Genomic DNA, 21802 nt, shown 5'->3' on the forward strand with positions numbered 1-21802 from the left:
CCGGTGCCCTCCCCGGCCCCGTCCGTGGCGCTCGGACCGCTCGTACCGCTCGTCATGGTGCCTCCCCGCCCCGCGGAACCTTCAACTCCACCTCGGTGCCCTGACCCGGGGCCGAGAACCATTCGGCGCTGCCGCCCAGGTCGCGCAGGCGTCCGCGGATCGACAGCGCCACGCCCAGCCGCCCTTCCCGCTCGGCGTCCGCCAGCCGGCCGTCCGGGATGCCGGGGCCGTCGTCCCGGACGGTCACCGTGACCGCGTCCGGTTCGTCCTCGACCAGGATCCAGGCCCGGGCCGTCTCCCCCGCGTGCACCCGCACATTGTCCAGGGCCGCGCCGACGGCCGCCGCCAGCTCCGCCGCCGCGCCGGCCGGCAGCAGCACCGGGGCGCCCGGCTCGGAGAGCACCACCCGCGACCCGGCGTGCGGGGCGAGCAGCGTTCGCAGGTCGCGCGGGCCCGCGTCGGCACCGTCCGCCGCCGCGGCTCCCCGGTCCGCTCCCCCGGCGCCGGTGTCCGGCGGCGCGGGCGCGCCGGCCGTCGCGTACCGGACGTCCGGGGCCTCCTCGGCGGTGCGCTGCCGGCCCACCAGCCCGCTGGAGACCAGGGTGCGCAGCGCGACCTCCTGCTCCCCGGCCATCCGGCCGAGTTCGGCTGCCTCGCCGCCGATCGCCGCGCCGCGCCGCTGCACCATCGCCAGTACCTGGAGCACGCTGTCGTGGATGTCCCGGGCCAGCCGCTCCCGTTCCCGGGTGGCCGCCTCGATCTGCAGGGCGCGGGCGAGGGTCCGCTCACTGGCCCGGGCCACCTCGACCACGTAGCCGATCGCCACGCTGGCCACCCACACCAGCACCACGGCGTGCACGGTGTCCTGGGCGAACCCGCCGCGCTGTGCGATGTTGGCGACCGCGACGATCGCCGAGGTCCACGCCGCCCACCGCCAGCCGCCCTTGATCGCGAAGCCGAGCACCGCGCCGGCGGTCCATATCGACGGCAGGGTGGGGGCGCCGTCGGCGATCCGGTCGTGCGAGTCGACCACGGGGGTGAGCAGGATGCCGGTGAGCGCCACCGTGAGGTCGGCGATGAGGAAGCGCCGGGTGCAGCGTTCGGCGGAGGAGACCATCCGCACGGTGCAGGCGGTCCACACCGTGAGCACCACCATGTAGGCGCCGGCGCCCAGGGGGTGATCGTAGGCGTCGAAGGCGATGACGAACAGCGCGATCGCGTACAGCAGCGTGAGCACGCGGTAGGCGGTCAGCGCCTGCCACAGCGGCTGCTCGACGGACATCCGGACGACCTTCTCCCCGCGGCCCGCCTCGGACTTCGTCCGCAGGTACCGCCAGGGGGACGCCCCGACGGGCTTCCGCTCCGGCACTTCCCCACTCCCCCCTTCGGACCCGGCGCGCCATGGCCTGCCGGGCCGCCGGCGCTCCCCCGCCGGGCGCGGTCGGCGCTGCTGCCCTGGCCAGGGCGCGCGGGGTGGTCCCCGGCGCCGCCGGAGCTCAGTCCTGCCGTCCGTCCGCCGCGCCGCGTTCCCCGCGCCGCCGCTTCCGGCCGAGGAGGTGCGCGCGGCCCTCGGGCTGCTCGCCCTCGGCCCTGGCGCGCTCCGCCTCCGCCTTCGCGCGCTCCGCCTCCGCCTTGGCCTGGTCGGCGATCTGCCGCTTGGCCGCGGTGGCGTAGATGTCGACGTACTCCTGGCCGGACAGCTTCATGATCTCGTACATGACCTCGTCGGTCACCGAACGGAGGATGAACCGGTCCCCGTCCATGCCGTGGTACCGGCTGAAGTCCAGCGGCTTCCCGATCCGGATGCCGGGCCGCATGATCTTGGGCATCACCTTGCCCGGCGGCTGGATCTTCTCGGTGTCGATCATCGCCACCGGGATCACCGGGGCGCCGGTGGCCAGTGTGACCCGGGCCAGGCCGCCCGGCTTGCCGCGGTAGAGCCGGCCGTCCGGCGAGCGGGTGCCCTCCGGGTAGATGCCGAACAGCTCACCGCGGCGCAGCACCTCGATGCCGCTCTTGATCGCGGCCTCGCCGGCCCCCCGGGCTCCCGAGCGGTCCACCGGCAGCTGCCCGACGCCCTTGAAGAAGGCGGCCGTCAGCTTCCCCTTGACCCCGGGCGAGGTGAAGTACTCCGCCTTCGCGATGAAGGTGACCTTGCGGTCGAGCATCGCGGGCAGGAAGAAGGAGTCGGAGAAGGAGAGGTGGTTGCTGGCCAGAATGGCCGGGCCCTCGGCGGGGATGTTCTCCAGGCCCTCCACCCAGGGCCGGAACGTGAGCTTCAACGCTCCGCCGACCGACAGCTTCATCGCACCGTAGAACAACCGAGGACCTCCTGTGTCTGACGAGGAGACCTTACCTGCCTACCCCCGGTGCGGCGCGCCGCGTACGCTGATGCGACGGGGCCCGGCAGGGCCCCGCTCCCGGTCTTTTCCGCATCCACCGAACGGAGATCCGCGGTGCCGCTCCTCCCCGGAGCCGAGCCGTTCCGCCACGACGGCGGAGACATCGGCGTCCTCGTCTGTCACGGCTTCACCGGTTCCCCCCAGTCCGTGCGCCCCTGGGCCGACCACCTCGCCGACCGCGGGCTGACCGTGTCGCTGCCGCTGCTGCCGGGCCACGGCACCCGCTGGCAGGACCTCGCGGTCACCGGGTGGGAGGACTGGTACGCCGAGGTGGACCGCGAGCTGCGCGCGCTGACCGAGCGCTGCCGCCAGGTGTTCCTCTGCGGTCTGTCCATGGGCGGCGCGCTGGCGCTGCGGCTCGCCGCCCGGCACGGTTCCGCGGTCAGCGGCCTGGTGCTGGTCAACCCGGCGAACAAGATGCACGAGCGGGCGGCCGTGGCGCTGCCGGTCCTCCGGCACCTGGTCCCCTCCACCAAGGGCATCGTCAGCGACATCGCCAAGCCGGGTGCGGTGGAGAGCGGGTACCACCGGGTACCGCTGCACGCGGCGTACTCGCTGCGCCGCTTCTTCCGGGTGGTGGACGCCGAACTCCCGCGGGTCACCCAGCCGCTGCTGGTGCTGCACAGCCCGCAGGACCATGTCGTGCCGCCGGTGGACTCCGCCCGCATCCTGGCCCGGGTCTCCTCCCGGGACCTCACCGAGCGGCTGCTGGAGCGCAGCTACCACGTGGCCACCCTGGACCACGACGCGGAGCGGATCTTCACCGAGACCACCGCGTTCATCGAGCGGCTGGCGCCGGGGGCCGGTACGGCGGCCGCCCCGGTGGCCGAGTCCATCACCCCGCTCGGGGCGGCGGTGGTGGAGCCGGGCGGGGACACCGAGAGGACGACGGCCGGTGGCGGAGCGTAACGGCGGCCCGGCGGGCGCCCGCGACGACGACGCCGCTTTCGCCGAGATCGTCGCGGCCTACGGGGCGGAGCCGCCGGACCCGCCGGGGGTGGCCCCGTGGCCGGACGCGGAGAACGTCCGCCAGGAGGCGCCCGCGGCTCCCGCGGCGTCCGGCACCCGCGCGACCGCGCGGGCCGCGGAGGCGGAGGGCGCCGAGGGCGGAGAGGAGACCGGCGCCGAGACCGGCGGCGAGGCCGGGGAGGCGCCGGACCTGGAGGAGAAGCCGGTCGGCAGCTTCATCGTCTACGCCCCGGGCGTCGGCCCGCGTGACTGGAAGCCCGCCGAACCGTCCGAGGACGACTTCGGCCCCGGCGACGAGGGCCACTTCGTACCGCCGGACCCGCCGCTGCCGCACGCCGACACCACGGCGCGGTTCGCCTGGATCGCCGTCCTCGGCGGTCCGCTGCTGCTGCTTCTGGTGGTGCTGTTCCGGCAGGAGATGACCTGGTGGATCGGCACCCTCGGGGTCGGCGGCTTCCTCGGCGGCTTCGCCACGCTGGTGATGCGGATGAAGTCCGGTGACGACGACGAGGACGACGACCCGGGGCGCGGCGCGGTGGTCTGACGGTCCGGGGCGCGCGGCCCGCGCCGCGCGCCCGGCCGGGTCAGACCGCGGGCTGCTCGGCGGGGACCCGGAGGGCGGCGAGTACCGGAAGGTGGTCCGTGGCCGCCCTCAGGTCGCGCTCGGACACTCCGGGCAGGCCGGCCGGCACCCCGCAGCCCAGCACCTCCAGGCCCTCGGTGGCGAAGACCGCGTCGATGCGCTGGTGCGGCCGGGCGGGCGGGGTGGTGTGCTCGCCGCCCCACGGCTTGACCGCCCACCCGTCCCGCAGGGTCCCGGCGAGCGCCCCGAAGGCCCGGCCGTCGGGGCGCTCGTTGATGTCCCCCGCGGCGACCGCGTGCGGGACGTCCAGCGCGGCGAGCCGGTCGAGCAGCAGCCCGGCCTGCCGCCGGCGCTCGGCGGCGGCCAGGCTGAGGTGGCAGCTGACCACCCCCAGCCGGGCCGCCGTCCCGAACCGCAGCTCGGCGATCGCCAGGCCGCGCTGGTGCAGACCGGGGGTGCGGGGCAGCAGGACCTCCTCGGTCCGCTCCACATGGGCGCGGAGCGAGGTGAGGATCATCGGGCCGGCGGTGGTGGCGCCGCCGGTGGTGTAGGTGAGGCCGGTGGCGCGTGCCAGCCGGGCCGCCGCCTTGCGCCAGCGGAAGAAGCGGGGTGCCTCCTGGACGCACAGCACATCGGGGGCGCAGGCCCGGATGACCCGGGCCAGCGCGGCCGTGTCGTCGCACATCGAGCGGATGTTGTAACTCAGCACGCGGACCACCGCCGTGCCGTCCGCTTCGGTACGGGATGCCGGCAGGTCCGCGAGCATCGTCACCCAGCCTCTCTTCTGCCCCCGCCCGCCGTGGCGGGCCTGTCGAGTGGTACGGCCGTTCCTCGTCCATCGCTGTGCCCGGCTGATTCTGCCCTGCCGGGCGGCGGCCCGCCCGCCCGGGGGGTCAGCCCTGGCGGGCCAGGTCGGCGGCGCCGACCAGTCCGGCCTTGCCGCCGAGCCGGGCGGCCAGCACCTGGGCGTGCGGCCGCCACTGACTGCCCACCAGCCAGCGCCTGAAGGACTTGCGGATGGGGTCCAGGACGAGGTCTCCCTCGTCGGAGACCCCACCGCCGACGATGAACGCCGACGGGTCGAAGAGCGAGGCCAGGTCGGCGAGGCCGGCGCCGGCCCAGCGGGCCAGTTCGCGGAAGGAGTCGACGGCGACCGGGTCGCCGCGCCGGGCGGCGTCGCTGATGTGCTTGCCCTGGATGCCCTCCGGGCTGCCGTCGCCGAGGCCGAGCAGGACCGTGGCGTTCTCCGGGGTGGCCTGGGCGCGCTGCCGGGCGTAGCGGACCAGGGCGCGGCCGGAGGCGTACTGCTCCCAGCAGCCCTGGCTGCCGCAGCCGCAGAGCAGCCCGTCGGGGACGACCCGGATGTGGCCGAACTCCGCGGCGACGCCGAACCGGCCGCGGTGCAGCCGGCCGCCGATGATGATGCCGCCGCCGAGACCGGTGCCCAGGGTGATGCAGACGACGTCGTCGTGGCCCTGGCCGGCGCCGAAGCGGTACTCGCCCCAGGCCGCGGCGTTGGCGTCGTTCTCCACCACGACCGGGAGGCCGACGCGCTGCTCGACCTTGTCCTTGAGCGTCTCGTGACGCCAGTTGATGTTGGGGGCGAAGAGCACCGTGGCGCGCTTGTCGTCCACGTATCCGGCGGCTCCGATGCCGACGGCCTCGACGTCGTGGCCGGAGCTGACGGTGCGGACCGCGTCGGCGATGGCGTCGATGACGCCTTCGGGAGTCGACGGGGTGGGCACGGTGCTCGTGTCGAGGATCGCGCCCTCTTCGTCGACCACGCCAGCTGCGATCTTCGTGCCGCCGATGTCAACGCCGATGGTGAGTCCCATGTGTCCCTCAGTTATTCGGTCGAACCCCGCCGGGGACCACCGTACCGGAGCATCGGCTCAGTCGAGGTCGATGTGTTCACTACTCGAACGGTCGGCTCCCTTGGTCCACCGCTGTTCCTGCCCCGCGACGGCGGCCCGGTAGGCGGCCAACAGCTCGGTACCAGCGGTCGCGAGGTGGTCGAAGACCTCCGGGTTGCGCTCGATGACGGGTTCCACGGCGGCCTTGGCCTGTGCGATCAATTGTTGTACGGCACCGTGGACGGCGGTGCCGGCCAGCGGGGCCTGCAGGGCGGAGACCTTCTCCGCGACGGCCTCGGCCAGCTTGCGCAGTTCCTCGGCCGCGCTGCCCGGTTCGGCACCGGCGTCCCGGGCCCGGCGGCGGGCGCGTTCGGCCGCCAGGTCCTCGGCGCAGGCCCGCTGCCAGGCGTCGGGGTCGATGTCGTCCTCGAAGGCGACGCCGGTGTCGTCGTAGGGGTCACCGGCGGGGGCGTCGTCGGTGTCCCCGCAGGGGGAGCCGGCGGTGGGGCACTCCCCGGTCCGGTCCGCGGCGGGGTCCCCGGCCCGCTCGGCGGCACCGTCCGCGGTCCGCTCCCCCGGCCGGTCGGCGGGCTGCTCACCGGCCTGGCCGGCGGCCCCGGCGGCGGGCTGGTCCTCGAAGGGGCGGTCGGCGCCGGCGGGGCGCTCGGTGGCATCGCTCATGGCGGGCTCCTGCGGCGGGATGCGGGCTGTTCACTCGGCTCGTCATCGACGGTACCGGAACGGCGCCGCGACATCGGAGGGCCGCCCGGTGGCACCGGCCACCACCGGACCGGGCGCCTCCGGGGCGCCGTTCCGGAACCCGCCGGCCTGGCGGACGCCCGGTGGGTCAGGAGCGCTGCGGCCAGAGCGCCGGGTCCGGGGCGAACCGCACCCGCAGCTCCCCCTCGCGCAGCCCGGCCCCGGCCACCGAGCAACGGCGCAGCGCGGAGGGGAGCGGCACTATCCGGTGGAACGGGCCGGTCGTGACGATGAGTTCGTCGCCGCGGCGGACCAGTCCCAGACCCTCGCGGGTGGCGCCGGGCAGCGGGAGGTGCCAGACGAGTTCCCCGTCGGCGGCGATCCGGTCCGTCACCGTCCACGGGTCCGCGGCGGGCTCGTCGGGCAGTTCGGCGGGGACGGGCAGCCGGCCGGCCAGCGCGTCCAGGGCGTCCGGCCCGTCCGGGCCGGCGCCCAGGTGGGGCAGTTCGTGGACCGGGGCGACGGGCGTCCACTGGGCGGACAGCTCCTTCAGCGCGGCCTGCTGCCGGCCGGAGAGCGCGGCCAGCCAGGGGTCGGTGGAGCCGGTGGGCAGCAGCCGGTTGGCGATCACCGCGTCGACGCGGCAGCCGTGCAGGGCGAGCCCGGCGTGCGCGGCGCGCAGCGCCGGCACGGACAGCGGTCCGGGGTCGACGACCAGCCGTACCGTGGTGGCCCGCGAGTCGATCACCGCCTGCACCTCGGCGAGCTCGCGCTCCCACCGGTCGGCGAGTTCGTAGAGCCGCTGGGCCGGGGCGGGGACCCCGGCGAGCTGGGCGAGCATCGGGCGCAGCGCGCCGCGGGCGGCCTGCCGTTCGGCGGGCAGCAGCCGGCGCAGGTAGCGGCGGAGCCGTTCGGGCAGGGCGAGCAGGGCGACCGCGTCGGTGACCGGGGGCAGGTCGGCGACGACCAGGTCCCAGCCGCGGGCGGGGCCGGCGCCGGCCTGCGGGGGGTGGCCGTCGCGGGGAGCGGGCAGGACGCCGCGGGCGGCCAGGCGCACCGCGCGCAGCAGGGCGAACGCCTCGGCGCCGGGCAGCTCGGTGAGCTCCTCGCTCTCCAGCGGGGTGGCGCCGAGCATGTCCAGGACACCGCTGCCGCGTTCCTGGAGGGCGACGAGTTCGGCGCGGAAGTGCTCCCCGGGGGCGATCCGGGCGGCCCACAGGCCGGGCGCCGTCCGGACCGGGGGCGTCCAGGGCAGCCCGGGTTCGGCGGTCCCGTCCTCCGGGAGGGCGAGCAGCTCGGTCGCCGCCCCGCCCCGGTCGCAGGTGAGCAGCAGGACGCGGCGTCCGGCGCGGGCGGCGGCGAGCGCGGTGGCCGCGGCCACGGTGCTGCGGCCCGCGCCGCCGGCTCCGGTGACCAGGACGGTTCGCATGGCGGGGGTGTCTCCTGCGGGGCTCAGACGCCGCTCTCCACGCGCTTCTTCAGTCCGTCCAGGGCGCGGCTGATGATGACCTTCTCGGCCTTCCGCTTGATCATGCCGATCAGCGGGACCTTGACGTCGACGGTGAGCCGGTAGGTGACCTCGGTGCGCTTGCCGTCGCCGACCGGGGTGAGCCGGTAGGAACCGTCCAGGGAGCGCAGCATCGTCGACTTCACCAGCGACCACTGCACCTCCTCGGTGCCGGTCCAGGTGTAGCTGAGGGTGTAGTCGTCCTTGATGGCGCCGACGTCGAGGACCATGCGCACCTGCTCGGCGCGGCCGGAGCCGTCCTGGGTGAGCACGTCGGCTTCCTTCACCTCGGTGGACCACTCCGGGTAGCGGTCGAAGTCGGCGATCACCGCCATCACGTCGGCCGGTGCCGCTTCGATCGTGATGCTCGAGCTGGTGTGTTCCGCCATCGCCGTGGCTCCTTACGTACCCGTCCGCCGACTGGTGTGCCTGCCGGTGAAGGCTACCGTGCGCGGTTCACCACTCCAGGGTCCAGGGGGTGCCGCTGGAGGCGAAATGACCGACGTTGACGCACTCGGTGGCGCCGACCCGCATGCGGCGGGCGAGCGGTTGGTGGACGTGCCCGAACAGGTGGTACGCGGGCCGTATGGTGTGCAGCGCCTCCAGGAGCGCCTCGCTGCCGCGTTCGAAGCGGCGGGCGACGGTGTCGTAGCAGAGTTCGGGGACGTCCGGCGGGATGTGGGTGCACAGCACGTCGACCTCGCCGAGGGCGGCGATCCTGGCCGCGTAGGTCTCGTCGTCGATCTCGTAGGGCGTGCGCATCGGGGTGCGCAGTCCGCCGCCCACGAAGCCGAAGACCCGGCCGCCGATCTCGACCCGCTCGCCGTCCAGGACGGTGGTGCCCGGCCCGGCGTACTCCGGCCAGAGCCGCGGGATGTCGACGTTGCCGTAGGTGGCGTACGTCGGGGTGGGGAAGGCCGCGAAGAGTTCGGCGTACTGCTTGCGGACGGCCGCTTCGATGGCGGCCTCCTTGCCGCCGGCCATCCCGGCGGCCTCCAGCCCCTCCCACAGCAGGCGGCCGAAGTCGCGCGCCTCGGCGAAGCGCCGGGCGGTGCGCAGTTCCACGATCCGGTCGGCGTTGGCGGTCCCGAACAGCTCCGGGAAGATACCGCGCGAATGGTCGGCGTAGTCGAGGAAAAGAACGAGGTCACCGAGGCAGATCAGGGCGTCGGCGCCGTCGCCCGCGCGGGCGAGGTCCCGGCTGTTGCCGTGTACGTCACTGATCACATGGACACGCATGCCGGTCACCTTACGGCTCCCGGTATTCCGCCGGGAAGGTCGTCTACCTGCGGTAACTTCCGCGGCACCGGACGACTCGACTACCCTCGACGCAGCATTGTCGCGGTGTGTGACGCATAAAACATCTGGGCAGGAACCCCTATCCCGGAGCCCGTACCGATGGGTAACGTCCGGGCAGTCCACCACCCCCCCGTGCCTGATCATGGACCGCAGCCGACGCACAGCACACTGTCGTGGCGCCGGCGCCCGACGAGGAGCAGCAGTCTTGCGCGAGTTCAGTCTCCCGGCCCTGTACGAAGTACCGGCCGACGGCAACCTGACGGACCTCATCCGCCGCAACGCCGCCCAGCATCCCGATGTGGCGGTGGTCGGCCGCAAGGTCGACGGCCGGTGGCAGGACGTCACCGCCACCGAGTTCCTCGCCGAGGTACGCGCCGCGGCGAAGGGCCTGATCGCCTCCGGTGTGCGGCCGGGCGACCGGGTCGGCCTGATGTCGCGCACCCGCTACGAGTGGACGCTGCTGGACTTCGCGATCTGGAGCGCGGGCGGCGTGACCGTGCCGGTCTACGAGACCAGCTCCGCCGAGCAGATCCAGTGGATCCTCGGGGACTCCGGCGCGGTCGCCTGTCTGGTGGAGACCGCCGGTCACGAGAGCGCCGTGGAGTCCATCCGGGACAGCCTCCCGGCGCTCACCCATGTGTGGCGGATCGAGGGCGGCGACGCGATCAAGCAGCTCACCGCGGCCGGGGCCGAGGTGACCGACGAGCTGGTCGACGAGCGCAGCGCGGCGGCGAACGCGGACTCCCCGGCCACCATCGTCTACACCTCGGGTACCACCGGCCGTCCCAAGGGCTGTGTGCTGTCGCACCGCAGCTTCTTCGCCGAGTGCGGCAACGCGGTGGCCCGGCTCAAGCCGATTTTCGCCACCGGTGAGTCCTCGGTACTGCTCTTCCTCCCCGAGGCGCACGTGTTCGGCCGCCTGGTGGAGATCGCCGCGGTGCTGGCGCCGATCAAGCTCGGGCACGTCAGCGACATCAAGACGCTCACCGACGAACTCGCCTCCTTCCGGCCGACGCTGATCCTCGGTGTGCCGCGGGTCTTCGAGAAGGTCTACAACTCGGCGCGGGCCAAGGCGCAGGCGGACGGCAAGGGCAAGATCTTCGACAAGGCCGCCGACGTGGCGATCGCCTACAGCCAGGCGCTGGACTCCCCGTCCGGCCCGTCGCTGGGGCTGCGCCTGAAGCACAAGGTCTTCGACCGGCTGGTGTACAGCAAGCTCCGTGCGGTGCTGGGCGGCCGGGCCACCCACGCGATCTCCGGCGGCGCGCCGCTGGGCGCCCGGCTGGGGCACTTCTACCGGGGTATCGGCTTCACCGTGCTGGAGGGGTACGGCCTGACCGAGTCGTGCGCCGCCACCACCTTCAACCCGTGGGACCGGCAGAAGATCGGCACCGTCGGCCAGCCGATGCCGGGCACCGTGGTGCGGATCGCCGACGACGGCGAGGTGCTGCTCCACGGCGACCACCTCTTCTCCCGCTACTGGAACAACGAGGCGGCCACCGCGGAGGCGCTGTCGGACGGCTGGTTCCACACCGGGGACGTCGGCACCCTGGACGAGGACGGCTACCTGACGATCACCGGGCGGAAGAAGGAGATCCTGGTGACCGCGGGCGGCAAGAACGTCGCCCCGGCGGTGATCGAGGACCGCATCCGGGCGCACGCCCTGGTCGCCGAGTGCATGGTGGTGGGCGACGGCCGCCCGTTCGTGGGCGCGCTGATCACCATCGACGAGGAGTTCCTGCCCCGCTGGCTGGCGGAGCACGGCAAGCCGGCCGGCGCCACCGCCGCCGAACTGCGCGACGACGCCGACCTGCTGGCCGCGATCCAGACGGCGGTGGACGACGGCAACGCGGCCGTGTCACGCGCCGAGTCGGTCCGCAAGTTCCGCATCCTGCCGGCCCAGTTCACCGAGGACTCCGGGCACGTGACGCCGTCGCTCAAGCTCAAGCGGAACGTGGTGGCGAAGGACTTCGCCACCGAGATCGAGGCCATCTACGAACGCTGACCACCCGTCACGACCGAGGGGCGGGCACCGGCCGGTGCCCGCCCCTCGGTCGTCGGTCGTCGGTCGTCGGCCGTCGGCCGTCGGCCGTCGGGGGACTACAGCAGTTCCCGCAGCCGGTCCGCGAGCAGGTCCCAGCGCCAGCGTTCCGCCACCCAGGCCCGGCCGCGCTCCCCCATCCGGCGGCGGAGTTCGGGGTCCTTCAGCAGGGTGCTGATCCGGTCGGCGGTCTCCGCCACCGAACCGCCGCGCACCACCCAGCCGGTCTCGCCGTCGAGCACCGCGTCCGGCGCGCCGCCGGAGTCGCCGGCCACCACCGGCAGCCCGGTGGCCGACGCCTCCAGGTAGACGATGCCCAGGCCCTCGACGTCCAGGCCGCGGCGGCGGGTGCGGCAGGGCATGGCGAACACGTCGCCCGCCCCGTAGTGCGCCGGCAGTTCCCCGGCGGGGACGGTGCCGGTGAAGCGCACCGACTCGGCCACCCCGGTGGTCTCCGCCAGCCGCCTCAGGTCCTTCTCGTAGGGGCCGCCGCCGACGACGAGCAGCACGGCGTCCGGGACCTCGCCCAGGATCCGGGGCAGGGCGCGGATCAGGGTGTCCTGGCCCTTGCGGGGCACCAGCCGGGACACGCAGACCACGACCGGCCGGTCCGCCAGGCCCAGCCGGTCCCGGACGGCGGCGCCGCCGGAGGCGGGGTGGAAGACCTCCTCGTCCACGCCGGGCGTGAGCTGCACCATCCGGGCGGCGGCCGCCCCGCTGAGCGCGCCGGCGATCCGGGTCCGGGTGTACTCGCCCAGGTAGGTGAGCGTGTCGGTGGCGTCGCCGATCCTGCGCAGCGCGGCCCGCCCGCCGGGCAGCTGCGCCCAGCCCGCCTCGTGGCCGTGCGTGGTGGCCACCAGCCGGCGGGCGCCGGCCGCCCGGAGCGCGGGGGCCATCAGGCCCAGCGGGGCGGCGGCGCCGAACCACACCGAGGTGCAGTCGTGCGCCCGGAGCAGCGCGGTGGCGCGCCGGGTCACCCGCGGGGTGGGCAGCAGCATGGTGGTGCGGTCGCGCACCACCGGGTAGGGCTGTTCGGCGTCGAACCGGGCGGTGGCCTCGGCGCCCTCCCGGCCGTGCTTCCAGGTGGAGGCGTAGACGACGATTCGCTCCGGGTCCAGCCGCAGCGCCATGTTGTGCAGGAACGACTGGATGCCGCCGGGGCGGGGCGGGAAGTCGTTGGTGACGATCAGGGTCTTGTGCATCGCCGCCGACAGTACCGGGTGCGGCGCGCGGGTCGCGGCGCTCGGCCGCCGTGGCCGGCCCGGTCCGGGGCTCAGCCGGCGGCGGGTTCCGCCGGACGGGTCCGGCGGCGGAAGAGGGCGAGCACCGCGAGGCCCTGCAGCAGGGCGCCGAGGCCCATCGCCAGGCAGATGCCGGGCATGCCGAGCCCCGTCAGCGCGTGGGCGAGCGGCAGTTGGACGGCCATGCCGGTGAGCGTGACCCACATCAGCGAGGAACTGCCGCCGCTGCCCTCGAACACCCCGCCCAGGGCGATGAAGCAGGCCAGCAGGGTGAGGTGCGGGCCCAGGCAGCGCAGGAAGAGCACCCCGGCCGCGGCCACCTCCGGCTCCGCGCCGAACGCCCGCATCACCAGCGGCGCCCCGGCCAGCAGCAGGAGGGCGAAGGCCGCGCCGAGCGCGGCGCCCAGCCGCAGCGCCTGCCGTCCGATCGCGGCCCGGACGGCCGCTCCCCCGGTGCCGGCGTCCGTCGCGGCCAGGGCCCCGAGGGTGTGCGCGGTGTGGATCGCCGCGGCCTGGCGCACCGCGTAGAACGCCATGGTGGCCACGTACATGGCCTTGGTGGCGATGCCGTAGGCGGCGACCTCGGTGACGCCGACCCGGGCCACGATCGCCACCAGCGCCAGCGAACCCGCCATCCGGACCAGGAAGTCGGCGGACATCGGCGCCCCGGTGGCGGCGGTGCGGCGCAGCGCCGCCACGACGGAGCCGGCTGCGGCCGGGTCCCGGGGCGGCACCCGGCGGGCCTCCCGCAGCCGCGGGTTGCGGCGCAGCGCCCGCAGGCCGGCGGCGAGGGCGACCGACCGGCCCACCACGGTGGCCAGCGCGGCGCCGGGCACGCCGAGCTCGGGCAGGCCCAGCAGGCCGAGGATGAGCAGCGGGTCGAGCACCAGGATCAGCGCGTTGGCCAGCAGGGCGCAGCGCATCGGGGTCCGGGTGTCGCCCACCCCCTTGAGCACGCTGTCCAGGAGGTTCTGCGCGAAGAACACCGCGATACCGGGGAGGGAGATCGCGAAGTAGCCGGCCGCGAGCGCCGGCACCGGGCCGCCGGAGCCGCCGAGGACCAGGGCGGCCAGCGGTTCGCGCAGGGCCCAGCCGCCGATCGCCACCACCGGGGTGAGCAGCGCGCACAGCGCCCAGCCGCCCCGGACCGCGGACCGCAGCGCGGCGGGGTCCCGGGCTCCGGCGGCGCGGGCGACCAGCACCGTGGTGCCGGAGCCGGCCATCAGGATCACACCGAGCAGCACGTTCTCGGTGTTGGTGGCGACGGCGACCGCGGCCACCGCGTCGCCGCCCAGCCGGGCGACCCAGACCATGTTGACGATGCCCGCCACCACTCCGGCGAGCAGTTCGCAGTAGACCGGTCCGGCCAGGGTGACCAGCCGTGCCCGGTGCCTGGCCGGCGCCGGGTCCTTGGCGGGGGCGGGCGGGGCCGGCCGCCCGTGCTCCGCTCTCCGCGGTCCGTTCTCGCGCGTCGCCCCGCCGTTCGCCACACCTGCCCCCTCGCATCCCTGTGTACCTCGAATAGAGGTACCACGATGAGAGGTATCATGGTGACGGCCGAACGGGCAACGAGCCGACCGGCGGCGGCTGAGCGGTGACGCGCCGACGGGCGACGGGCGACGGGCGACAAGGACGGTGCACGGTGCTGGAACTGACGATCCTCGGCTTCCTCCACGACGAGCCGCTGCACGGCTACGAGCTCAAGGAGCGCATCAGGGGACTGAGCGGGCACGTCCGTCCGGTGAGCGACGGCGCGCTCTACCCGGCGATCAACCGGCTGCTGAAGAACGGCCTGGTGGAGCAGCGCTCCGAGCCGGGCAGCGGCGCCGCCCCGCGCCGCATCCTGTCCCTCACCGAGGCGGGACGGGCGGAACTGCGGCAGCGGCTGCGCGCGCCCAAGGACGTCGAGATCACCGACGGCCAGCGCTTCTTCACCCTGCTCGCCTTCCTCCGGCAACTGCCGGACCCGGCCGAACAGGCCGCGGTACTCCGGCGCCGGAAGGCGTTCCTGGACACCCCGGCGAGCTTCTTCTACCGCGACGGGGCACCGGTGCGGGCCGAGGACGCGGACGACCTCTTCCGGCAGGGCATGCTGCGGATCGCCCGCGCCACCGGCACGGCCGAGAAGACCTGGCTGGCCGAGGTGCTCCAGACGCTGGACGCACGCCGGGAGCGCGGGGCGGAGTAGCGGCGGTGGCGTGCCGGGACGCCCTCGGGCACCCGGGCGCGGCCGGGTGCCGGGACGCGGCCAGGTGCCAGCGCACCACCAGGCGCGTGCGTGGACCCCACCAGGCGCCGGAGCACCACCAGGCGGGTGGGCACCCGGCGCCGCCCGTCCGCGGTCCGCGGCCCGGCGTCAGTCCGCGCGCCCCAGCGTCCCGGCGGCGTACTCCCGCCAGTCCGCGAGGAACTCCGCCTCCGAGACGTCCAGCACGGTCAGCAGCGCCGCGGCCACCGCGCCGCGCTGCCCGGTGACCCGGCTCCCGCCGACCGCCCGGTAGAACTCCACCAGCTTCCGTTCCCCCCACCGGTCGGCGATCATCCGGCAGGCCAGCCAGCTCTCCTCATAGGCCCGGGCCAGCTCGGTCGCGTCCCGGCCGAAGCGGAAGTCCTCGGTGCGCGGCAGCTCCGCCGGCGGGTTCCCGGCGGCGACCGCGCGGGTCAGCTCCGGGGCGATGTCCCGCGGGCCGCGGCCGGTGTCCCGGTAGGCCACCCAGTCGGCGAACCCCTCCGACAGCCACAGCGGGGTGGTGCGGGTGGTCGAGGTCCGGGTCGCCACATGGGTGGTCTCATGGGTCATCACCACCTGCCGGCCCAGTTTGCCGAGGACCGGGAACGCGTCCGGGTTGACGATCACCCGATCCGCTGAGGTCGCGCGCTCCCCGTCGGAACCGGGGCCCCCGCCGCCGTCGCCGACCACACCGGTGGTGACCGCCGCGATCCCCCGGTAGCCGTCGGCCGGGGCGCCGAGCAGGGCGGCCATCCGCTCCCGCGAGGCGGGCACCTGGACCACCACCCGCCGGGTCCAGCCGTCCCGCCAGACCCCCGCCACGGCGGGCACCGCCCGGTCGGCGATCCGGGCCAGCTCGGTCAGCCGGGTACGGTCCTGCCCGACGCCGAGGACCACCGCGCGCCGGCCGCGCACCACCGTGACGTCGCCCTGCTCCCACAGTTGCTGCGGGGCACGTCCGCCCCCGCCGGCGGCGATGTACCAGCGGCCGTCCCGGCGGACCAGCGTCAGGTGCTCCTCGCTGGTGACCGGCACGGTGTCGTACCCGGCGATCCGGTACCGGAGTTCGACCCGGGCGGCGATCCGGTGGCCGGTGCCGGCCGCCGGCCGGAAGCCGCCGGTCCCGGTGAACCGGTAGCTCCAGCTGCGCAGCGGCACGTCCGCCAGGTTGGCGAACACCCGCCGCTGCCCGCTGAGATAGCGGTCGGCGCCGCGGTCGACGGTGGCCAGGAAGGCGTCCCGGTCCCGGTCCCGGACCGCTTCCGCCCGCCGGTCCAGCATCCGCTGGATGTCCGTGCGGTACGGAGCGGCGGCGTCGGGCGGGGCACCGCAGCCGGAGAGCGCCCCGGCCAGCAGGCAGCCCAGCAGCGGCGGGAGCACCGCCCGCCGTCCGCACCGCCGCCTCCGCCCGCCTGCCACGCCACGATGGTACGAGCCCCCGCCCGGGGCACCGGAGTGCGCGTTCCGGCCATCGCGGCCGGAACCGGGTGCCGCAGACCTCCGAACCGGCGCCCCAGGGCGGCGTTGTCCCCGGACGAAGCGGCTCCGGTGGCCGCCACCGCGCCCCGCTTGCCCCGCTCGCCCCCGGACGGCCGGCCGCCCGGCGCCGTGGCGGGCCGGCGCGATGGTGGACCGACGGGGTGGTGGACCGACGGGATGGGCGGACCGGCGGGATGGCGGGCCGGTGCCGTGGCGGACCCGCGGCTGCCGCTACGGGCGGGTGACGGACGCGATCGGCATCATGCCCACCGGGTCGTAGCGCACCCGGGCGCCCGGGTAGGGCGCGTGGATCACCTGGCCGCCGCCCGCGTACATCCCCACATGGCTCGCGTCCGACCGGTAGACCACCAGATCACCGGGGCGGGCCTGGGACAGCGGCACGGTACGCCCCGCGTGCCGCTGGGCCTGCGAGGTGCGGGGGATCGCGACCCCGGCCCGCTGGTACGCCCACTGGGTGAGTCCCGAGCAGTCGAAGGCGGTGGGCCCGGCCTGCCCCCAGGCGTACGGCGAACCGACCGCCTGGCGCGCCGCCAGCAGCGCCGCCGTGCCCCGGCCCGAGGCCCCGGACGGCTCCGGAACGGCGGGCAGTTCGCCCGCGCCGTGCCCGCCGGTGCGCGACACCTGCGCGTACGCCGCCCGTTCCCCGGCGGACAGGGCGCCCAGCACCCGCCGGGCGGTGGCGAGTTTGCGCTGCACGGACTTCTTGTGACGGGCCGCGACCGCCCGGCTCTCGGCGATCTCGGCGAGTTTCCCGGTCGCCTCGGCGCGCTGCTGGCGCAGTTCACGCAGCGCGGTCCGCAGCGCGTGGAGCCGCCCGGACTGCCGGTTGCCGATCCGCTCCAGGGTGCCCGCCTTCTCCAGATAGCTCTCGGGATCGGAGGTGAGGAGCAGCGCGACGCCCGGGTCGATCCCGCCGGAACGGTACTGCGCCCCGGCGAGCGCACCGAGCGCGTCGCGCATCCGGTTGACCCGCTCCTGGTCCCGGGCGACCCGGTCCTGGATCCGGTTGGCGTCCCGGCGCAGCCGCGCCCCGCGCTCCGCCGCCGCGTTGTAGGCCTCGGTGGCCCGTTCCGCCTGGGTGTAGAGCCGGTCCACGGCGCTGCGGGCGGTGGCCCGCGGCCCGGGTTCCCCCGGTTCGGCGGTGGCCGGGACCGCGGAGAGCGCCGCGGCCGCCGAGGCCGCGGTGGCGGACAGAACGGTCGTCCGGAGGGCCGTCCGGCCGGGGCCGGGCGACGAGGGACGGCGGTGGGACGCCACGGTGCGCCGCACTCCCTTCCGCTGGGTCGGGGAAGAAACCGGTCGCCGACACTAGCCCCGCCCTCCGCGCGGGTCCAACGGCCGCCCGCCCCCGGAAGGCGTCAGGAAAGCCAGACGCCCCGGCCAAGACGCAGGTCAAGGGCGGGGCGCGGGGGTTCGGCCGGGCCGGACGGGATTCGCCCGGACGGACGTCGGCGGCGGGCTCGGTCGGCGGACCGGCTCAGACGCGGACGCCGAACATGAACGGCATGTTGTTGATGGACTCGTAGCGCACGTTCGCGCCCGGCTTCGGCGCGTGGAGTATCTGGCCGTTGCCCGCGTACAGGCCGACGTGGTGCAGGTCGCTGTAGAAGAACACCAGGTCGCCCGGCTTGAGCTGGCTCTGCCCGATGCGGGTGCCGTTGTTGGCCTGCTGCTGCGAGGTGCGGTCCAGCTGCACGCTCGCCTGCCCGTACGCCCACGAGGTGAGGCCGGAGCAGTCGAAGGAGCTGGGGCCGGTGGCTCCCCAGACGTAGGGAGCGCCGATCTTGGTCTTGGCGGCGGCCAGCGCGGCGGCGGCCCGCTGCGATTCGGGGACGTCGCTGCCCAGGTCCACCCGCTCGTTGGACCGGTTGGCGCGCTCCTCCTTCTCGGCCAGCGCCGCGCGCTCCTTGGCCGTGAGGGTGTTCAGCAGCTGCTGCGCCTTGGCCAGCTTGCCCTGGATCTCGGACTTCTTCTCGCCGAGCGCCTTCCGGGTGGAGGCCAGGTCCTTGAGCTTGGTGGTGGCCTCGGCACGCTGCTGCTCCAGCGTGCGGGTCTGCTCGCCGATCTTCTTCAGCGCGCCGGCCTGCTTGCTGGTCACCTGGTCGAGGGCGGACGCCTTGTCGAGGTACTCGTCCGGGTCGGAGGAGAGCAGCAGCTGCACCGACGGGTCGATGCCACCGGAGCGGTACTGCGCGGTCGCCATCGAACCCAGGCCGTCCCGCAGCTTGTTGAGGTCAGCCTGCCCGCGCGCGACCTTGTCCTGCAGGTCGCCGACCTCTTTCTCCAGCTTCTCCTGCCGGGACTTGGCCCCGTTGTACTTCTCGGTGGCCTGCTCCGCCTCTTCGTAGAGCTTGTCGACCTGGGCCTTGACGTCTTCCTTGGTCGGCTTGGGGTCGGCGTTGGCGGACTGGGCCGAGAGGGCCACGGCAGCGGCGGCGGTCGCGGTCAGAACGGATACCCGAGTGCGGCTCGGCTGCTTGGGTCGACGGTGGGACGCCACGGGGGCGAGCTCCTTCTTCCTCCAGCCGCCTACCGGGTGGTGGGGGTTCATGACCCCGGCTCCGCTGACACACCGCGGACTCGGCGGTACCCCCGCTGACATCCCCGATGGATGATCAACCGCGCGGAGGTTCGAGCCGACCTTAGTGAGGTCATCGTGATCGCTTCAAATCCCACCGGCAAAAAATTCCGTCGATACGCTCATCTTTTACAAACGGCACACGCATCGTGACCGACGTCTGACACTGTGCTGCCGATCCGGCGCACACCGCGGCCCGGCCGCCGGGAGGCGGACCCGCCGGAGCGTCAGGTCAGGTGCGGGCGAGTCGTTTGAGCAACAGGGCCGACGCCACCGGCCGCGCCCCCGCCTTCGCGACCCCGTCCGCCACCTCCCGGTCGGTGGAGACCACCACCACCGGGCGGCCGGGCGGTTCGGCCCGCACCAGCTGACGGATGAGTTCGTCCGCGGTCACACCCGGCTTGCTGAACAGCACCCGGACTCCGCGCGGCGGCGCCAGCAGCACCGGGGCGGCCAGTTCGGCGCCGTCGAAGACGCAGGTCATCTCGGCCCCGGTCTGGGCCGCCAGCACGGCCAGCCCGCCCAGCAGCCGCAACCGCTGCTTCTCCAGCGGCATCGTGGGATAGCCGGTCTTGGTGACGTTGTAGCCGTCCACCACCAGATGCGCCTGGGGCAGCGCCAGCAGCTGGTCCAGCAGCGCCGGATCGGTCTCCGACAGGGCCCGGCGCGCGATGTCCTTCGGGGTCATCCGGCCCGGTTCCACGGCGTCCACGGTGTCCGCCGGGTGCACGGAGGCCGGGGGGAGGGCGAGTTCCCGCCGCAGGCCCTGGGCCGACTCCAGCACGGTGTCCAGCAGCAGCCGCACCCGCATGTCCTCCACGCTGCGCCCCTCGCGGGCCGCCCGCCGGCTCGCCTCCAGCGCCGACTCCGCCTCCGCCAGCCTGGCCCGCAGCCGCCGCGCCTCTCCCTCGGCGGTGGCCTGCTGGGCGGCGGCCGCCGACCGCGACGACTCCAGTTCCGCCTCCAGCTTCCGCAGCGCCGCCTCACCGCGCTTGACGTCGCTGAGCGCGCTGCGGAGCTTCCGCTGCAGGGCGTCGTGTTCCTTGCGGACGGTCTCCAGCTCGACGCGGCCGCGCTCGGCCTCGGTACGGGCGGCGGTCCGCGCCTCGGCCAGTTCCTCGCGCAGCCGGCGCAGTTCCCGCTCGGTCTCCTCGCCGGCCCGTTCGGCGTGCGCCCGTTCCGCTTCCTCACCCGCCGCCTCGACGAGCTTGATCCAGTCCGCGGGCCGCAGCACATAGGCGAGAGCCGCCACGTCGACCGGGTCGGCGGCGGCCGGCGGGGTGCCGCCCTCTATGGCACCGGACAGTTCGGTGTGCGACTCGCGGATCCGGGTGGCGATCCGCTGCCGGAAGACCGGGTCGCTCTCCACCGCCGCCGCCATGGCGTTGCCGGCGAACTTGGCCCGGCGACTCGGGGTGAACCGGGCGTACTGCCGCAGTTGGGGTGGCAGTTCGGGGACCGTCAGACCGCCGAAGGCGTCCGCGACGAGCGCCACGACACGGCGCCGGACCCCTTCCGGCAGGGGACGGTCCAGCGCCTCGGCGCCTCCCTCGGGCTCCTCGCCCGGACCCTGTCCGGACGGAGCCCCCTGGGATGCCTCCATGGCGTCACCGGTCGGCTCGGGGCCGTCCGTCCGTTCCACCACCTGTCACCGCTCCGTTCTCAGGCGCCCGCGTCCGGGCGGTCCACCAGCTCGATCTGGTCGACCGCGTTGCACCAGCGGCAGCGCACCGACTCGATGGTCTCACTGACCACCTCGCGCTCCTCCACGCTCGGTTCCCCGGCCAGGTCGAGGTGGACGTACTCCACGGCCCTGGTCGACCGGGTCACGTCGAAGCGCGTGAGGTTGCCGCACAGGGTGCAGCGCCACCGGGTCCGGTCGGTCGGCTGGGGAACGGCCATCTCGTCGTCCTCTGGTTCGGGGGCTGTTTTCCGCCGCCGGCGCCACGGCGCGCCCACCGGCGCCACGGGCGGCCCGCGCCGCGTGCTGTAACCCTACGGCCTGAACGCCACCGGAGGTGGGCCCGGTCATGACGGCAGGCGCGGCGAGGCACTCTGCACAGGTTGTACCCGTTACGACATGATCTGCCCATGATCGAGACGTCAGGGGATCCAGGCCGGCCCACCGTGACGTACACGCTCATCGGTGTCTGCTGTCTGGTCTTCGCCCTCGGGCCGGCCTCCGGGCTCAACCCGGGCTACGGCACCGGCGGCGAGCTGCTCCAGGCGCAGACCGACTACTTCGCGGACTGGGGCGTGGTGCCCAGCGCCCTGTGGAACGGCCCGCCCTCGGCGCCGCTGGCCCCGCTCACCGCGCTGTTCGTGCACGGCAACTGGCTGCACCTGCTCGGCAACATGCTGTTCCTCTTCGTCTTCGGGGCGATGGCCGAGGAGCGGATGGGCCGGCTGCAGTTCACCCTCTTCTATCTGGCCACCGGGTATCTGGCGCTGCTGGGGTACGCGGCCGCGCACGCCGACTCCACCGAGTCCCTGGTCGGCGCCTCCGGTTCGATCTCCGGGGTTCTCGGGGCCTTCCTCTGGCTGTTCCCTCGGGCCAGGGTGACCAGCCTCTTCCCGTTCCTGTTCTTCCTGCCGCTGCGCTTCCCCGCCTGGCTGGTGCTGGCCTTCTGGTTCGTACTCCAGTGGCTGGCCGTCCGGCAGGCGCAGGACCGCCCCGGGGTCGCCTACCTCGCCCACCTGATCGGCTTCGTCATCGGCTTCCTCTTCGCCTGGGCACGCTTCGGCCGGGAACGCGGGGCCCCACGCGAGACCCCGGGCGACCGCGGCCCGGCCGTCGACTGAGGCCGGTGGCGGGTGACGGGAGAAACCGCAGGTGGGAGCGGAGCGACCACCCGTTGAGGCCGGTGGCGGGTGACCGGAGAAACCGCAGGTGGGAGCGG

Annotated in this window: 20 protein-coding genes; 5 read left to right on the plus strand and 15 right to left on the minus strand. The window is 74.6% G+C overall.

What is annotated here, in order from left to right; translation table 11 throughout:
* Nucleotides 1–52: 52 nt before the first annotated feature.
* Together macS and ACH4B3_RS10595 are read right to left on the minus strand one after the other, a co-directional pair.
* Nucleotides 53–1282 carry a MacS family sensor histidine kinase gene (macS, locus tag ACH4B3_RS10590; RefSeq protein ID WP_398462745.1) on the minus strand — a complete coding sequence of 410 codons (1230 nt, stop codon included), beginning with the start codon at nucleotides 1280–1282 and terminating at the stop codon, nucleotides 53–55.
* A 214-nt stretch (nucleotides 1283–1496) separates the two neighbouring features.
* The gene (locus tag ACH4B3_RS10595) at nucleotides 1497–2321 is read right to left on the minus strand and encodes a lysophospholipid acyltransferase family protein (RefSeq protein WP_398462412.1); all 825 of its coding nucleotides are present in this window, start codon (nucleotides 2319–2321) and stop codon (nucleotides 1497–1499) included.
* 135 nt (nucleotides 2322–2456) lie between these two features.
* Here ACH4B3_RS10595 and ACH4B3_RS10600 point away from each other — a divergent pair, with 135 nt between their 5' ends.
* On the plus strand, nucleotides 2457–3311 hold the full coding sequence (locus ACH4B3_RS10600; protein WP_398462413.1) for an alpha/beta hydrolase: 855 nt from the start codon (nucleotides 2457–2459) through the stop codon (nucleotides 3309–3311).
* Nucleotides 3298–3915: a hypothetical protein gene (locus ACH4B3_RS10605; protein ID WP_398462414.1), complete on the plus strand. Its 618-nt coding sequence runs from the start codon at nucleotides 3298–3300 to the stop codon at nucleotides 3913–3915. The genes ACH4B3_RS10600 and ACH4B3_RS10605 overlap by 14 nt, the downstream gene beginning before the upstream one ends.
* A gap of 40 nt (nucleotides 3916–3955) precedes the next feature.
* Here ACH4B3_RS10605 and ACH4B3_RS10610 read toward each other — a convergent pair whose 3' ends face one another.
* The 6 genes from ACH4B3_RS10610 to ACH4B3_RS10635 form a co-directional block, all read right to left on the minus strand.
* Nucleotides 3956–4720: an endonuclease/exonuclease/phosphatase family protein gene (locus ACH4B3_RS10610; protein WP_398462746.1), complete on the minus strand. Its 765-nt coding sequence runs from the start codon at nucleotides 4718–4720 to the stop codon at nucleotides 3956–3958.
* A gap of 127 nt (nucleotides 4721–4847) precedes the next feature.
* Nucleotides 4848–5789, minus strand: a complete 942-nt coding sequence (locus ACH4B3_RS10615) for an ROK family glucokinase (RefSeq protein WP_398462415.1) — start codon at nucleotides 5787–5789, stop codon at nucleotides 4848–4850.
* A gap of 57 nt (nucleotides 5790–5846) precedes the next feature.
* Complete coding sequence (locus ACH4B3_RS10620) at nucleotides 5847–6227, minus strand: DUF5304 domain-containing protein (RefSeq protein WP_398462747.1); 381 nt, start codon at nucleotides 6225–6227, stop codon at nucleotides 5847–5849.
* Between the two features lie 427 nt (nucleotides 6228–6654).
* Nucleotides 6655–7935, minus strand: a complete 1281-nt coding sequence (locus ACH4B3_RS10625; RefSeq protein ID WP_398462416.1) for an ArsA family ATPase — start codon at nucleotides 7933–7935, stop codon at nucleotides 6655–6657.
* A 23-nt stretch (nucleotides 7936–7958) separates the two neighbouring features.
* Nucleotides 7959–8402, minus strand: a complete 444-nt coding sequence (locus ACH4B3_RS10630; RefSeq protein WP_398462417.1) for an SRPBCC family protein — start codon at nucleotides 8400–8402, stop codon at nucleotides 7959–7961.
* Between the two features lie 67 nt (nucleotides 8403–8469).
* Nucleotides 8470–9252, minus strand: a complete 783-nt coding sequence (locus ACH4B3_RS10635) for a metallophosphoesterase (protein ID WP_398462418.1) — start codon at nucleotides 9250–9252, stop codon at nucleotides 8470–8472.
* 265 nt (nucleotides 9253–9517) lie between these two features.
* Between ACH4B3_RS10635 and ACH4B3_RS10640 the strand changes: the two genes are divergently transcribed.
* Complete coding sequence (locus ACH4B3_RS10640; RefSeq protein WP_398462419.1) at nucleotides 9518–11317, plus strand: AMP-dependent synthetase/ligase; 1800 nt, start codon at nucleotides 9518–9520, stop codon at nucleotides 11315–11317.
* A gap of 95 nt (nucleotides 11318–11412) precedes the next feature.
* Here the strand turns inward: ACH4B3_RS10640 and ACH4B3_RS10645 are convergent, their stop codons facing one another.
* Complete coding sequence (locus ACH4B3_RS10645) at nucleotides 11413–12555, minus strand: glycosyltransferase family 4 protein (RefSeq protein WP_398462420.1); 1143 nt, start codon at nucleotides 12553–12555, stop codon at nucleotides 11413–11415.
* A gap of 71 nt (nucleotides 12556–12626) precedes the next feature.
* Nucleotides 12627–13973, minus strand: coding sequence for an MATE family efflux transporter (locus ACH4B3_RS10650; protein ID WP_398462748.1), 1347 nt, complete (start codon nucleotides 13971–13973; stop codon nucleotides 12627–12629).
* 263 nt (nucleotides 13974–14236) lie between these two features.
* Here ACH4B3_RS10650 and ACH4B3_RS10655 point away from each other — a divergent pair, with 263 nt between their 5' ends.
* Nucleotides 14237–14782, plus strand: a complete 546-nt coding sequence (locus tag ACH4B3_RS10655) for a PadR family transcriptional regulator (protein ID WP_398462421.1) — start codon at nucleotides 14237–14239, stop codon at nucleotides 14780–14782.
* Nucleotides 14783–14950: 168 nt separating this feature from the next.
* Here ACH4B3_RS10655 and ACH4B3_RS10660 read toward each other — a convergent pair whose 3' ends face one another.
* The 5 genes from ACH4B3_RS10660 to ACH4B3_RS10680 form a co-directional block, all read right to left on the minus strand.
* Nucleotides 14951–16243: a hypothetical protein gene (locus ACH4B3_RS10660; RefSeq protein WP_398462422.1), complete on the minus strand. Its 1293-nt coding sequence runs from the start codon at nucleotides 16241–16243 to the stop codon at nucleotides 14951–14953.
* A gap of 291 nt (nucleotides 16244–16534) precedes the next feature.
* Entirely contained in the window at nucleotides 16535–17581 is a 1047-nt protein-coding gene (locus tag ACH4B3_RS10665; protein ID WP_398462423.1) for an NlpC/P60 family protein, read from the minus strand.
* A 220-nt stretch (nucleotides 17582–17801) separates the two neighbouring features.
* Nucleotides 17802–18824 (minus strand): NlpC/P60 family protein, encoded by a 1023-nt coding sequence (locus ACH4B3_RS10670; RefSeq protein ID WP_398462424.1) that lies wholly within the window; start codon nucleotides 18822–18824, stop codon nucleotides 17802–17804.
* Nucleotides 18825–19134: 310 nt separating this feature from the next.
* Entirely contained in the window at nucleotides 19135–20505 is a 1371-nt protein-coding gene (locus tag ACH4B3_RS10675; protein WP_398462749.1) for an NYN domain-containing protein, read from the minus strand.
* Nucleotides 20506–20564: 59 nt separating this feature from the next.
* A complete protein-coding gene (locus ACH4B3_RS10680) occupies nucleotides 20565–20804 on the minus strand; it encodes a hypothetical protein (RefSeq protein ID WP_398462425.1) in 240 nt (79 codons plus the stop codon).
* 189 nt (nucleotides 20805–20993) lie between these two features.
* Between ACH4B3_RS10680 and ACH4B3_RS10685 the strand changes: the two genes are divergently transcribed.
* Nucleotides 20994–21704, plus strand: a complete 711-nt coding sequence (locus ACH4B3_RS10685; RefSeq protein WP_398462426.1) for a rhomboid family intramembrane serine protease — start codon at nucleotides 20994–20996, stop codon at nucleotides 21702–21704.
* Nucleotides 21705–21802 lie beyond the last annotated feature (98 nt).

It is taken from the genome of Streptomyces sp. NPDC018031 (assembly GCF_044327625.1).
In the GTDB taxonomy this organism is placed as follows: Bacteria; Actinomycetota; Actinomycetes; order Streptomycetales; family Streptomycetaceae; genus Streptomyces.

Coding starts and splice junctions, on each gene's coding strand:
- ACH4B3_RS10635 (WP_398462418.1), bottom strand. CDS start 9,252: ATGCGTGTCCATGTGATCAGTGACGTACACGGCAACAGCCGGGACCTC.
- ACH4B3_RS10625 (WP_398462416.1), bottom strand. CDS start 7,935: ATGCGAACCGTCCTGGTCACCGGAGCCGGCGGCGCGGGCCGCAGCACC.
- macS (WP_398462745.1), bottom strand. CDS start 1,282: ATGTCCGTCGAGCAGCCGCTGTGGCAGGCGCTGACCGCCTACCGCGTG.
- ACH4B3_RS10675 (WP_398462749.1), bottom strand. CDS start 20,505: ATGGAGGCATCCCAGGGGGCTCCGTCCGGACAGGGTCCGGGCGAGGAG.
- ACH4B3_RS10615 (WP_398462415.1), bottom strand. CDS start 5,789: ATGGGACTCACCATCGGCGTTGACATCGGCGGCACGAAGATCGCAGCT.
- ACH4B3_RS10610 (WP_398462746.1), bottom strand. CDS start 4,720: ATGCTCGCGGACCTGCCGGCATCCCGTACCGAAGCGGACGGCACGGCG.
- ACH4B3_RS10645 (WP_398462420.1), bottom strand. CDS start 12,555: ATGCACAAGACCCTGATCGTCACCAACGACTTCCCGCCCCGCCCCGGC.
- ACH4B3_RS10630 (WP_398462417.1), bottom strand. CDS start 8,402: ATGGCGGAACACACCAGCTCGAGCATCACGATCGAAGCGGCACCGGCC.
- ACH4B3_RS10685 (WP_398462426.1), top strand. CDS start 20,994: ATGATCGAGACGTCAGGGGATCCAGGCCGGCCCACCGTGACGTACACG.
- ACH4B3_RS10680 (WP_398462425.1), bottom strand. CDS start 20,804: ATGGCCGTTCCCCAGCCGACCGACCGGACCCGGTGGCGCTGCACCCTG.